The sequence below is a fragment of the Paraglaciecola sp. IT1134 genome, from assembly GCF_058068185.1.
This window is the reverse complement of sequence record NZ_CM176486.1, coordinates 4733377-4746767: the sequence shown is the minus strand read 5'-3', so window position 1 is coordinate 4746767 and position 13391 is coordinate 4733377. Positions and strand designations below refer to the sequence as shown.

Below are 13391 nucleotides of genomic sequence, written 5' to 3'. Positions count from 1 at the left end.
GGTTTAACTATGCAACAAATAACCATCACCCAGCCCGATGATTGGCATTTACATTTTCGCGATGGGGATATGTTAATGGAAACCGTCCCCGCAACTGCGCGTTCGTTTCACCGGGCAATTGTGATGCCTAACTTAGTGCCTCCCGTGGTCAATGCAAAAATGGCCAGGGAATACCAACAACGGATATTGGCCGCCAGACCAAAGGGCAGTGATTTTCTTCCCCTGATGACACTGTACCTGACCAACACCACTACCACACAAGATATACGTGAGGCCAAACTCGCAGGTGTGGTGGCAGCCAAGTTATATCCAGCAGGGGCAACCACCAATTCAGACGCGGCAGTCAAAGGTGTTGAAAATCTTTATCCGATTTTCGCCGAGTTAGCTGAGCAGGGTATGCTTTTATTGGTACATGGTGAAGTCACAGAATCTCATGTAGACATATTTGATCGTGAGAAATTGTTTATTGAACAATATCTGGCAAAAATTGTCAGTGCTTTTCCGTCCCTTAAAGTGGTGCTGGAGCATATTACTACCAGCGAAGCCGTGGACTTTGTAATCCGCAGCTCGGATAACGTGGCGGCCACTATTACCCCACAGCATCTATTATTGAATCGCAACGATTTGTTGGTAGGCGGCATTCGACCGCATAATTTTTGTTTGCCTGTACTTAAACGTAGCACTCACCAGCAGGCCTTGCGCCAAGTTGTAGCCTCAGGCTCAACCAAATTTTTCTTGGGTACGGATTCGGCTCCCCACGAACAGCAGGCAAAAGAATCGGCCTGTGGTTGCGCTGGCTGCTATAGTGCCTGGAGCGCATTAGAGCTGTATGCTCAGGTATTTGAAGAGCTCGGTGTGCTGGATAAACTGGAGGGCTTCGCTAGCCATTATGGTGCAGATTTTTATGCTTTGCCCCGGAATAGCAAAAAGGTCACCCTAGTTAAAGAGCAGTGGCAAGTCCCCCAACTGATTACTTTACCTAACGGCAGGCCGATAGTGCCATTTTTTGCTGGCCAAACCTTAGCTTGGAAGCTGCAATAATATGCGCCTGGGCTCCTTATCCAAAGTGATTTTGGGGCTGCTGGCCTTGTGGTTATCAGCATCGGGTGCCGCCCAGGTCAGTAGTGAAACGTCACTGCCAGGGCCAGATTTTTGGGTGCTGACCGAGTTGGAGCCACCCTTTAGTCAACAAAGTGAACGTGGTCAGCTGGAGGGTTATTTGATAGAGCTGATCCAGGGTATTTTAGACCAAGCCGGTATTCAGCAGCAGATATTGGCTGCGCCATGGGAGCGGGTGATCAAAGAAGCCCAGGCCAAACCCAATGTATTGCTCTTTCCCCTAGCTAGAACCCCTGAACGCGAGTCCGAGTATCACTGGTTGACACCCTTGACGGCGAATGCTTACGGGATCTTGAGCAAAGAGAAATTGGAAGTTAATCCTTCTGGTTTGCACGATTTGCAAGCGGTGCTGCCCATAGGCGTACTGGAAGGGGACTTTCGTCAGCACCTGCTTGAGAGCAAAGGGGTAAAGGATATACGGCTATTTAACGATTATACTAGTGCGGTGCAGCAGCTGTTAAGTGGCGAAATAAAGTCGTTGTTTTTTTCTGATGCGGGTTTACGTTTATATTGCCACGAACTCCAGCAAGATTGTTCTGCTATTAAAATGGTGTACCGTCACACAATCTTGTTAAGTTATCTAGCGCTGTCTAAAAACAGTCAATCGCAGCAGATCAATGCCATAACTGCGGCCGCCCTGCGCTTTAAGCAAAGCGATGAATTCAAACAGTTGACAAGTCGCTGGGTAGATCAGTTTAAACAGCAGCGTTTTTTTGAGTTGCATGCCGAAAATGGGGTATTGAATTTATGGCAATCGCCGCATTAATATAGCCGTTTTAGTTTCCATGGTCTGGCCCCATGATGGATGGATGACTACGCCGCTGGCATTTAAATCGGGTAAGACTAAATTTATCCAGTAAGCTATCCTAGGAAAAATAGTTCAGGAGCCACCAAGTTAACCTATTATCATATATTAGAGAGACGTTATTTTTGTTTCCTGTTATTAAAGCCTTGCTAATTATGGGGGGGCTATACTGCCGCTTATCTGAGGCCCAGCCTACCCCTGAGAGGCCAGAAGCTTTTGTGGTAGCTGTGATCTATCCTGAAGGTCCGCCGTTTTATTCACTCGATCCCCTTACTCATGCACCCGTTGGCATATTTGCTGACTTTCTGCAGAAGTTGGGCAATAGCATGAATTTACAGATAACGTTTTTACCGACGGCACGTAAGAAAATAGAAGATGATATTATAGCGGGTCGCGCCGATGGCGCGTTTCTGGCCCCCCAATGGGTGGGACGGCAAGACCAAATGGCTTTTACTGATCCTGTATTAAGCCATAAACAATACTTTTTTAGCTTAACGTCTTTTGGGCGAAAACAAACGGTAAAGAGTATTAAAGATGCGCTCAGAGGTAAGGAAACGTGTATACGCCAAGATTATCTTTACCCGGAGCTGGATGAATGGTTTAAACAAAAAATTATACTGCGCACAGATGTATCAAGTCAGGATTTGTTGATTAATATGTTAGTTGAAGACCATTGTGAGCTGATTTATTTGGATGATATTCGTGCCCAATGGGCGCTAAACACCCAAGATTTTTCCCGCAAGGTTTTTCGTTCACCAATAAGTTTTGCCCAAGATAACGTACCTTTGGCTTTGGCAAAAAAATGGACGCCTCGTTTACGAGAATTCAATAAACACATCAACAAGCTGCATCAAAGCGGTGTGATCCGGCAAATTATTGAACAAAATACTGTGCGTAAACCAATCGTTGTCAACACAGCGCCTTGATTTTTCCAAGGTCTTCAGTTTCAGCATAATTGCGCACCCTGTTGGCTATCAAATCACCCCCTTAAGGATTATTTATGACTCAATTGGTCGATTACAAATACGAAGACAATATTGCCACCATCACCCTACAAAACGGCAAGGTTAACGCATTTTCTCATCAACTGATTGATGAGCTGCAAGGTGCACTGGATAAGGCTGAAGCTGCCAAATCTGTGGTGGTTTTGACCGGCCAACCGGGTATGTTTTCCGCCGGTTATGATTTGGCTGTGATGCAACAAAGCATGCAAGCTGCCATGCAATTAGTCGAGAAAGGATCGAGATTGACGCGTAGAATGCTGTCATTCCCTTTTCCCATCATCGCAGCCTGCTGTGGCCATGCGGTGGCCAAAGGGGCCTTTGTATTGCTGGCTGCAGATTATCGCATCGGGTTGCAAGGAAAATTTAAAATTGGTTTGAATGAAGTGGCCATAGGCATGACCATGCATCACGCAGGTGTGGAGTTAGCCCGTGGTCGACTTGCGCCGGTATTTTTTAATCGTTGCGTGATATTGGCTGAAATGTTTTCCCCTGATGCAGCGGTTAACGCCGGCTTTTTGGACGTGGTAGTGGAGCAGGAGGCATTTGAGAAAACGGTCACTGATGCCGCCCAGGCATTGAATAATCTGGATATGCGCGCTCATCATCAAACTAAATTGAAAGCACGGGCGGGCCTATTAGCCATTCTGGATGAAGCCATTGAAAAAGATATCGGTTCCAGCCTTTAATTAACCTAAAACATATAAATAAGAGAGTATTGTGAGTAAAGAATTTTCTTCGCTTGGCTTAGACCAAGCACTGCTGGACAACTTGCAGGGCATGGGCTTTAGTCAAATGACTGATATTCAAGCGGGTAGTTTACCGGCTATTTTGGCCGGTCGTGACGTCGTTGCCCAGGCTAAAACCGGCAGCGGTAAAACCGCGGCCTTTGGTTTGGCCCTGCTGCAAAATTTGGATGTGAAACGATTTCGCATTCAAGCTTTGGTCATGTGCCCAACCCGGGAACTGGCAGAGCAGGTTGCACTTGAAATTCGCCGTCTGGGCCGTGCTGTGCATAACATCAAAGTATTGACCTTATGTGGTGGTACACCCATGGGACCACAGATCGGTTCTCTGGAGCATGGAGCGCACATCATTGTTGGCACACCGGGCCGCATTATGGATCATCTGTTTAAACGCAGACTGGATCTCAGTGAAGTTAATACTCTGGTGCTGGATGAAGCCGACCGTATGTTAGACATGGGCTTTGAGGAAGAAATGAGCACTGTGATCAAAAACGTACCGGTGGATAGGCAAACCTTGTTGTTTTCAGCTACCTATCCCGATTCCATTGCTCAAATCAGTGCCCAGGTACAACGTAATCCCCTGACGGTGACGGTGGAGTCTACCCATGATACCGGTTCCATCGAGCAAATATTTTTTGAAGTGGAAGAGGCCCACAGGGTAAAAGCAGTGGCGGCGCTGTTGAGTCATTATCAACCGGAGTCCGCCATAGTTTTTTGTAATACCAAAATTGCCTGTCAGGACGTGGCCGACGAGTTGCAATCTATGGGCGTGTCGGCGCTGGCGTTACACGGCGATTTGGAGCAAAGACAACGTAATCAGGTATTAGTACGTTTTTCCAATAAGAGCGTTTCAGTGCTGGTGGCAACTGATGTTGCATCTCGCGGCCTGGATGTCAAAGAAGTCAATGCCGTGATCAGTTATCAAATCACCCCGGATCCCGAGGTGCATATCCACCGCATCGGGCGCACCGGGCGGGCAGATGCCAAAGGCTTAGCCCTGACTTTATGTGCATCAGATGAGATCCCCAGAGCGAATGCCATCGAGGACTACCAAAAAATAAAGCTCAAATGGACAGGGATCCAATCGATCAGGTTCCACGCTAACCGCTTAATGCAGCCTATTTACGCCACTCTATGTGTAGATGGTGGTAAAAAAAGCAAACTACGTCCAGGGGATATTCTCGGCGCTTTGACCAAAGAGGCTGAAATTCCAGCGGATGATATAGGTAAGATCCATATCACTGAATTTCATGCCTATATCGCCGTCAAAACCCGCAGTGTAAAACGGGCTATGCGTCAATTAGGTGAAGGTAAAATCAAAGGGCGTAAGTTTAAGGTTAGAAAATTTAATTAATCTTGTTGAACTGATATTTGACAACCAAAAAGGGCAGTGAGTATGGGTACTCACTGCCCTTTTTTAATACATGGGTCTTTAGCGTCGCTTAGTAAATTTATAAATGAAGCGGTCGGTTTTTCCGCGCACCGATGGGTCGAAGACCAACTTAGAGGTGTCATCATTTGGGTTACGCAAATAAAACGCTTCTTCAACTAACGCGAATCCGGCTTCATCCATCTGGAATTTTACGATTGCAGGATCGATACGATGAATGGTATTGGCTGCTTGATAACCTGAGCCAGCTTTAGCCACATGGTCGATAATCACGAATAGAGCGTCGTCTTTCATCGCTTTTTTAATCCGCGCCAGCGCAGCTTTGTAATCGACTATATCCTCCCTTAACTGCACATTTTCACCATTTTGCACCGTTTGGGTAAAAAACAGATCATGGTAGTTCAGGGCGGTAAAAACCAAATCAAGGCTGTTATCGTCAATCGCAATGTCCACTATGGGCATATTGTCAAAACGGGTGGTATTGGCCAAACGTTGGTCTTTGGTACGCTGCTTAATGTCTTTTTCAGCAAAGCGCCAAATGACTTCATCGTTTTGCGCATAGACTTTACCTTTATCGCCTACCGCCATGGAAAACAGCTCACTATACCAACCACCTCCGGCAAATAAATCCAGCACATGGTCGCCAGGCGTGATTTCTGAGAAAGCCATCACCTTTGCTGGTTGACGGTCTGCATCGCGAGAGGCGTCTTCTTTAGGTCTATCTTGGGCCGATAGGAGGCTATTAAGCTGGTCATAACTCAGGGGGGCATGTTGTGCGGCAAACGCCAAGTTAGATACCAGTAAAGTGCAAGCCAATGTGCAAAATTGAATGTTTTTTTTCATCATAGATCTCCGCCAGAGCAAAAGGAAATAGCTTTTAGATTAGTAGTTTAGGCCTAAATTGAAAGTAAGAAATGCATTTCTGTAGTGGGCTAATAACTAAAACACCTATTTAAACGGATTCTATTTGGTATAGGTTCGCATTTCCTTTAAAGTATTTGTCACTTTGGTCACTACCATGAATACACGAGATGAATGCCACCATTATTGCTTTACTGGGTTATATCACCTGGACATTAGTGCTAGTTGTTATGTTGGGGGGATATCGCAGCTGGCTGACTGTTAAGGGGCAGCGTGCGGCTAACCAATTCAAAGCGGATGGTTCTGATTCTCCGCCTTTTGGGCAGCGTCTGACCCGGGCGTTTAACAACTGCGTGGAGAGTTTTGCCTTTATCGGTGGGCTGATGTTGTTAGCCTTGGCTACCAACTCAAACGTGATCACCGATCCCCTGGCGTATATTCTTTTAGCGGCACGCCTGACACAAACTATTGTGCACCTGCTGTCCACCTCAGTTTTGGCTGTGCAAATACGGTTTGTACTTTTTTTGCTTCAGGTGGTGATTTGTTTTTATTGGATAACGCTAATGATGGAAAAATTTATAGGATAAAATAATGCCAACGATGGACGATTTTGCACGGATTTCACCCTGTGAATATGCAGATGGAATGGGACGTGAACAATTTATGCATATGGCGATAAAAGAATTGTGGCCACAAATCCCGCGTATTGCCGGCCCGGCCTTTACCGTTAAATGTGCCAAGGGCGATCACCTGAGTTTACATGCGGCGATATATCGGGCCAAGCCAGGGGATATCATAGTGGTAGATGCGGATCCAGACTTCGCCTCGGCTGGCGGGAACGTTTGTGCTATCGCCCAGCAGCGGGGTATTACAGGTTTTGTGATAGACGGGGTGATCCGGGATCTAGCAGAAGTTCGTGCTCTGAAATTTCCAGTCTTCGCCCGGGGCGTTATACCAAAACCTGGCGCCAAGGAAAAAATACTGCCGTTTAATCAGCCTATTGACTGTGGTGGCGTAAGAGTGAATGCCGGAGATATAATAGTGGCGGACGAAGAAGGGATTGCCGTTATTCCCCAATCCAAGATGGATGCCATCTATAATATCGCCAAAGTACGCACCGATAAAGATACCACCATGTCATTGGCCCAGTGGCAAATACAACACCAGACCAAGATCAATGCGTTGCTCGACGAACTCGGATTTCAAGATTAACCTTCAGATAAGTTGTTAAATAAACATGTTTTCATTTTTTGAACGGCTGGTAGAGCCTTTTCCCAGCGCCCTTCCACAGCAACCTCCCCAAGGTTTAGTGGCTTTTTGTCGATATTATTCCAAGGGTATGTGGCCCGCTATTTTGGGGGTATCCTTGTTGGCGGCAGTGATCGCCATGTTGGAGGTTTCGTTATTTGGTTTTGTCGGCCAGTTAGTCGACTGGTTGTCTGAACAGGACAGGGCTACCTTTCTGGAAAATGAAGCTTCTGGATTAATTTGGATGGGGGTGGTGGTCTTGGTATTCCTGCCTGGTTGTGTATTTCTGCAATCGATGCTTAACCATCAAACGCTCATGGGTAATTACCCTATGCGTATACGTTGGCAAGCTCATCGTTATTTGATTGGTCAGAGTATCAGCTTTTTTCAAAATGAATTTGCCGGAAGAATAGCCACCAAAGTTATGCAAACAGCCTTGTCTGTTAGACAATCTGTGATGCAGTTACTCAATCTTCTGGTGTATATAAGCGTCTATTTTTTAAGTATTTTAGTGCTGGTATTTAGCATCGATTGGCGGCTAAGTTTGCCATTGATCCTGTGGTTATTGATTTATATTACGGTATTGTATTTTTTTGTGCCCAGACTGAAAAAAGTCTCCCAGCGCCAAGCGGATGCCCGCTCGGTGATGACGGGACGGATTGTCGATAGTTACAGTAATATTGCTACTGTAAAACTGTTTTCCCATACCAGTCGAGAATCCGATTACGCTCTGGAAGGCATGACGGGTTTTCTCAAAACTGTGCACCCGCAAATGCGTCTAGTCACCCTGCTCAATAGCTGCGTGTGGTTTAGCAATGCACTGTTGGTATTTAGCATTAGCGCCCTGGCGATCATGTTGTGGCTCGACGAAGCGGTTACACCGGGCGACATAGCCATTGCGATAACCTTATGTTTACGTCTTAACGGTATGTCCCAGTGGATCATGTGGGAAGTATCTTCCCTGTTTGAGAATATAGGCACAGTGCAAGATGGTATTAATACCCTGTCCAAACCGGTCACCGTTACAGACAGCCCGCACGCAAAAGATATTCAAGTAAAAGGCGGTGGCATCAGTTTCAAAGACGTTAACTTCAGTTACCCAGGCCCGGAAAATAAATCCATCAATGTGTTCAGCCAATTAAATATTGAGATTAAACCCGGGGAAAAGGTCGGTTTAGTTGGCCGTTCAGGGGTGGGTAAATCTACTTTGGTCAACTTGTTGTTACGATTTTTCGATGTGCAAAATGGGCAGATCTTAATCGATGGTCAAGATATCAGTCATATCACCCAGGAAAGTTTGCGCTCCCATATCAGCATGGTCACCCAAGATACCTCTTTACTGCACCGCTCGGTGCGGGACAATATTTTGTATGGACGACTGGACGCCAGTGAAGCCGATATGTTGCGCGCCGCACGTCAAGCTGAGTCCCATGAATTTATCCAAAACTTGTCCGATCTGCACGGTCAAACCGGTTATGACGCTCAGGTAGGAGAACGGGGGGTGAAACTTTCAGGTGGTCAGCGTCAGCGTATTGCCATTGCCAGGGTCATGTTAAAAGATGCGCCCATATTAATTTTAGATGAGGCCACCTCAGCCCTGGATTCAGAAGTGGAGTCGGCCATTCAGGATTGTCTGAATAAGGTGATGGAGAATAAGACGGTATTAGCTATCGCCCATAGACTGTCCACTATTGCGAAAATGGACAGACTGCTGGTGCTGGATGAAGGACGGATAGTGGAATCCGGCACTCACAGTGAGTTGTTGAGCCAAAATGGCATTTATGCCAAGTTATGGGCTCACCAAACCGGTGGTTTTATTGGCATAGAATAAGACCCCCAAACCTTCGGCCCGGCCTGCTCTAAGCGGTGCGGCTGCCAAAATAGCGCCCGCACCGGGCAGGCACAATAGAGCTTGGGTGGGTCGGGAGTGGCTTTATTTAGTTTGCGGCTTGTATAAGCTAAGCTAATAAGTATAATACGGCTCCCTCCTTATTAGTGATTCTGAATTTTTCCAAAAATCGAAGATTTCACAAGGTTGGTGTAACTAAATTTTGCGTAACCTCGGGTTGGGCAGAGTAAGCAGGATTTTAGGGGTGTAGTTCCAATTGGTAGAACAGCGGTCTCCAAAACCGATGGCTGGGGGTTCGAATCCCTCCACCCCTGCCAAACAGTAAAAAATCAGCCTTAGTTTATCTCTGGCTGTTAATTAAGAATGGTAATTAAGGTAGAGGGGTGAGAACGCCCACGGGTTCGACAAATCGTCTGGAACGATTTGAACCGCGATAGCGCCGCTTGCGGTCAGTTGCATGGATGCAACTGAGGTCATCCCTCCACCCCTGCCACTTTTGGCAATTAATGTGTTTTTAAGTGTGCGTTAGTCTTATTTATAACGTTGCGATTAAGTCAGTATTAGGTAATAGCATGAGCGAAAAAGCGGAAAATAGTTCGAATCCATTAGACCTGGTTAAATGGTTAGTTGTGTTGGGTTTGCTAGTTGGCATAATCGCCGCTAACCATATGTATGAAGATGTATCTGTGCTTTATCGTGCACTTGTTGCAGTTGCAGCAGTAGTAATAGCGGGGGTGATCGCCGCAACGACTGTTAAAGGCAGTGCGTTTTTGACCTTTGCTAAAGATGCCCGTACTGAAGTGCGTAAGGTTGTCTGGCCCACACGCCAAGAAGCGACCCAAACGACTATTATCGTATTGATCGCCACAGCTTTTATGTCGCTGTTACTTTGGGGATTGGATCTGGTTATCGTCCAATTAGTTTCCTTTATTACCGGCTTAGGAATTTAAACCATGTCAGATAAAAAATGGTACGTAGTTCAAGCGTTTTCTCAATATGAAGGCCGCGTCAAAAAAACCTTGCTTGAATACATCAAGATGCATCAGATGGAAGATTATTTCGGTGAAATATTAGTCCCTACTGAAGAAGTGGTTGAGATGCGTTCTGGTCAACAGCGTAAAAGTGAACGTAAATTCTTTCCTGGCTATGTATTAGTGCAGATGGACATGAATGAAGATTCGTGGCATTTGGTCAAAAGCGTTCCAAGAGTACTGGGTTTTATCGGTGGCACGTCTGATCGCCCCGCACCTATTACCGAAAAAGAAGCAAATGCCATACTCAACCGCCTTGAAGAGTCAGTTGATAAACCTAAACCCAAAACCTTGTTCGAACCAGGTGAAGTGGTGCGGGTTGCCGATGGTCCATTTGCAGATTTCAATGGTGTAGTCGAAGAAGTGGATTACGAAAAAAGCCGCTTGAAAGTGTCCGTGCTTATCTTCGGTCGATCAACACCAGTGGAATTAGAGTTTGGCCAGGTTGAAAAAGGCTAACACGGCGTTTCGCGTAGAAGCACAAAAATTATAAAAGTCAATAATTAGACTTGATAAGGGCCGGGGATTAATCTATAATTCGCGGCCCTTTTTGTTGAACGGGAAGCCGATTGAGCAAACATACTCGGTGTTTGCAAGGCGTTACACCCAAATTTGAGAGTATTATCATGGCGAAAAAAGTCACAGGCATTATCAAGTTACAGGTTGCGGCAGGCGCTGCTAACCCTAGTCCGCCAGTTGGTCCAGCTTTGGGTCAAAAGGGCGTTAATATCATGGAATTCTGTAAGGCGTTTAACGCTAAAACAGGCGATATGGAAAAAGGTTCTCCAGTTCCAGTAGAAATTACTGTTTATGAAGATCGTTCTTTTACCTTCGTAACCAAAACCTCACCGGCTTCTTACTTATTGAAAAAAGCCGCTGGTATCAAGAGTGGTTCTGGCCGTCCTAACACTGAAAAAGTGGGCAAAGTGACGCGCGTGCAATTAGAAGAGATTGCTAAAATAAAAGAACCAGATTTAACTGCAGCTGATGTAGAAGCAGCTGTTCGTACCATAGCTGGCTCCGCACGCAGCATGGGCTTGGTAGTAGAGGGATAGAAGATGGCTAAATTATCAAAACGCGCCCGTATTGCACGTGAAAAAATCAATACTACTAAAGAATATGCCTTCAATGAAGCGATAAGCTTGTTGAAAGAATTGGCGACTGCCAAATTTGCTGAAAGCATAGATGTTGCCGTTAACCTTGGTATCGATGCACGTAAATCTGACCAGAACGTTCGTGGCGCTGCAGTGTTACCCCACGGTACAGGTAAAGATGTGCGTGTTGCGGTATTTACCCAAGGCGCAAACGTTGAATTAGCCAAAGAAGCCGGTGCCGACATAGTGGGCATGGAAGATTTGGCTGAACTGGTAAAAAAAGGCGAAATGAACTTCGACGTAGTGGTTGCTTCTCCAGATGCAATGCGCGTAGTGGGTCAATTAGGTCAAATCCTTGGTCCTCGCGGATTAATGCCTAACCCTAAAACTGGTACAGTGACACCAGATGTTGCGACTGCGGTTCGTAATGCTAAAGCCGGTCAGGTTCGTTATCGCAACGACAAAAACGGTATTATCCATGCGAGCATAGGCAAAATTGCGTTTGAAACAAATCAAATCCAAGAAAACCTGGCAGCATTGGTTGAAGCGCTTAAAAAAGCCAAGCCGTCTTCTGCCAAAGGTATCTATATTTCGAAAATTAGCCTGAGCACAACTATGGGCGCTGGTGTTTCCATCGACCAAGCTAGCTTGGAAGCGAAAGCTTAAGCGCTTAATTTTCAAACCTTGGTGTAACCAAGGGGCTTGTAGGCTGCATTAAGATTTAGCAGCCTGGCTCTCTGCAAAGTTATGGGTTGGAGTCATTGTTCGCAAGAATATTTGACTCCCGTCCAAGACCGCAGGCGTAAAACAGTAGATGAAGTAAGAGAGCATCTATAGATAGGCTAGTAACCTTAAATGTTTTACTTAAAATGCCAGCCGGCGCAGACGGTGATTTCGACTCAGACTCTCTGGGATTAACGAACACCGTAGAGCGGTAAAATACTAATGTCGAGTTAATTGATTATTAGCGTTTTATCAATCTGTGAATCCTGGAAAGCATTTTATAATAGACATGCTTTTCAGACTTTAAGAGGTGAACTCAGTGGCACTAGGCTTAGCAGCAAAAAAAGAGATAGTCGCAGAAGTTAGCGATGTAGCGTCTCGAGCTCTATCCGTTGCCGTTGCTGAATACCGTGGTATGGAAGTTTCAGAGTTAACTGAACTACGTGTTAAGGCTCGTGAGCAAGGTGTATTTCTAAAAGTCATTAGAAATTCCCTGGCAAAACGTGGTTTAACCGACAGCAAGTTCTCTGATTTGGAAAGTGCGTTAACTGGTCCGTTAATTTACGGATTCTCTTTAGATGCACCTGGTGGTGCAGCACGTCTTTTTAAAGACTTTGCTAAAGGGAATAAGAAGTTAAACGTAACTGCCCTTTCAATTGGTAGTGGTTTGTTGGGTCCTGAGAAATTGGACGCAGTAGCTGCTCTACCTACCCGCGACGAAGCGCTTGCAAGACTTCTTGCTACCTTCAAAGCACCGGTTGGGAAATTCGTTCAAACTATCAACGAAATTCCTACCAAGTTTGTGCGTGTATTGGCAGCGATCAAAGAAACCAAATAATTTGGTTCCTTTGTACTTTTGAATTTTTTAACATTAAACCCAGGAGTTTAGAGAAATGGCTCTAACCAAAGAAGATATATTGAACGCGATTGCTGAGATGCCTGTTATGGATCTTGTTGAGCTTATCGAAGCTGCCGAAGAAAAATTCGGTGTTACTGCAACTGCAGCTGTTGCTGCCGCTGGCCCTGCTGCCGCTGCTGAAGCTGCTGAAGAGCAAACCGCTTTTGATGTTGTAATGACATCTTTCGGTGCTAACAAAGTTTCTGTTATCAAAGCAGTACGCGCTGCAACTGGTCTTGGCTTGAAAGAAGCTAAAGACGTAGTTGAGTCTGCACCTAAAGCAATTAAAGAAGGTGTGACTAAAGAAGAAGCTGAAGAACTTAAGAAGACGCTTACAGAAGCCGGCGCTGAAGTTGAGCTTAAATAATCTGTCTAAACACAGATTATTAGCCTGAAAGGGCTTGGGCTGGTGATTTTATAATCACCAGCCTTTTTGCGCTGTAGGATAAAGGTTTTTCATCCTTTGGAGTTTATCCTAGTTAGTTGGCGCAAATTACATTTAAACCCAAATAAAACCAATAAGTTAAGTAAGCCTCTTGACGACTTTGGTAAACGGTTATTAGTGTAAAATAAAGGGTGCTGGAAGTTTGCTCTATAGATAATCTATTTAGCAAGTTGGGTCAAAA

The 13391-nt window shown here is 45.5% G+C and carries 15 protein-coding genes and 1 tRNA gene; 15 read left to right on the top strand and 1 reads right to left on the bottom strand.

Annotated elements, in window-relative coordinates; genetic code table 11:
* Positions 1–9 precede the first annotated feature (9 nt).
* The 5 genes from pyrC (at position 10) to dbpA (ending at position 5025) form a co-directional block, all read left to right on the top strand.
* Positions 10–1041, top strand: coding sequence for a dihydroorotase (pyrC, locus tag AC3RV5_RS20540; protein WP_489729430.1), 1032 nt, complete (start codon positions 10–12; stop codon positions 1039–1041).
* A 1-nt stretch (position 1042) separates the two neighbouring features.
* A complete protein-coding gene (locus AC3RV5_RS20535; RefSeq protein WP_489729429.1) occupies positions 1043–1885 on the top strand; it encodes a substrate-binding periplasmic protein in 843 nt (280 codons plus the stop codon).
* A 164-nt stretch (positions 1886–2049) separates the two neighbouring features.
* On the top strand, positions 2050–2850 hold the full coding sequence (locus AC3RV5_RS20530) for a substrate-binding periplasmic protein (protein ID WP_489729428.1): 801 nt from the start codon (positions 2050–2052) through the stop codon (positions 2848–2850).
* 74 nt (positions 2851–2924) lie between these two features.
* Positions 2925–3614 (top strand): crotonase/enoyl-CoA hydratase family protein, encoded by a 690-nt coding sequence (locus AC3RV5_RS20525; RefSeq protein ID WP_489729427.1) that lies wholly within the window; start codon positions 2925–2927, stop codon positions 3612–3614.
* 31 nt (positions 3615–3645) lie between these two features.
* Positions 3646–5025, top strand: coding sequence for an ATP-dependent RNA helicase DbpA (dbpA, locus tag AC3RV5_RS20520; RefSeq protein ID WP_489729426.1), 1380 nt, complete (start codon positions 3646–3648; stop codon positions 5023–5025).
* 78 nt (positions 5026–5103) lie between these two features.
* On the opposite strand, the gene AC3RV5_RS20515 is transcribed toward dbpA, so the two are convergent.
* Positions 5104–5907, bottom strand: a complete 804-nt coding sequence (locus AC3RV5_RS20515) for a class I SAM-dependent methyltransferase (RefSeq protein ID WP_489729425.1) — start codon at positions 5905–5907, stop codon at positions 5104–5106.
* A gap of 185 nt (positions 5908–6092) precedes the next feature.
* Between AC3RV5_RS20515 and AC3RV5_RS20510 the strand changes: the two genes are divergently transcribed.
* The 10 genes from AC3RV5_RS20510 (at position 6093) to rplL (ending at position 13132) form a co-directional block, all read left to right on the top strand.
* Positions 6093–6509, top strand: a complete 417-nt coding sequence (locus tag AC3RV5_RS20510) for an MAPEG family protein (RefSeq protein ID WP_489729424.1) — start codon at positions 6093–6095, stop codon at positions 6507–6509.
* Positions 6510–6513: 4 nt separating this feature from the next.
* On the top strand, positions 6514–7134 hold the full coding sequence (locus tag AC3RV5_RS20505) for an RraA family protein (protein WP_489729423.1): 621 nt from the start codon (positions 6514–6516) through the stop codon (positions 7132–7134).
* Positions 7135–7159: 25 nt separating this feature from the next.
* Entirely contained in the window at positions 7160–9001 is a 1842-nt protein-coding gene (locus tag AC3RV5_RS20500) for an ABC transporter ATP-binding protein (RefSeq protein ID WP_489729422.1), read from the top strand.
* Between the two features lie 258 nt (positions 9002–9259).
* A tRNA-Trp gene (locus tag AC3RV5_RS20495) sits at positions 9260–9336 on the top strand.
* A 255-nt stretch (positions 9337–9591) separates the two neighbouring features.
* Positions 9592–9969 carry a preprotein translocase subunit SecE gene (gene secE / locus AC3RV5_RS20490; RefSeq protein WP_489729421.1) on the top strand — a complete coding sequence of 126 codons (378 nt, stop codon included), beginning with the start codon at positions 9592–9594 and terminating at the stop codon, positions 9967–9969.
* Between the two features lie 3 nt (positions 9970–9972).
* On the top strand, positions 9973–10509 hold the full coding sequence (gene nusG, locus AC3RV5_RS20485; RefSeq protein ID WP_489729420.1) for a transcription termination/antitermination protein NusG: 537 nt from the start codon (positions 9973–9975) through the stop codon (positions 10507–10509).
* Between the two features lie 167 nt (positions 10510–10676).
* A complete protein-coding gene (gene rplK, locus AC3RV5_RS20480; protein WP_489729419.1) occupies positions 10677–11105 on the top strand; it encodes a 50S ribosomal protein L11 in 429 nt (142 codons plus the stop codon).
* Positions 11106–11108: 3 nt separating this feature from the next.
* Positions 11109–11810: a 50S ribosomal protein L1 gene (gene rplA, locus AC3RV5_RS20475; RefSeq protein ID WP_489729418.1), complete on the top strand. Its 702-nt coding sequence runs from the start codon at positions 11109–11111 to the stop codon at positions 11808–11810.
* 376 nt (positions 11811–12186) lie between these two features.
* Positions 12187–12705 carry a 50S ribosomal protein L10 gene (rplJ, locus tag AC3RV5_RS20470; protein WP_489729417.1) on the top strand — a complete coding sequence of 173 codons (519 nt, stop codon included), beginning with the start codon at positions 12187–12189 and terminating at the stop codon, positions 12703–12705.
* A gap of 55 nt (positions 12706–12760) precedes the next feature.
* The gene (gene rplL, locus AC3RV5_RS20465) at positions 12761–13132 is read left to right on the top strand and encodes a 50S ribosomal protein L7/L12 (protein WP_489729416.1); all 372 of its coding nucleotides are present in this window, start codon (positions 12761–12763) and stop codon (positions 13130–13132) included.
* Positions 13133–13391 lie beyond the last annotated feature (259 nt).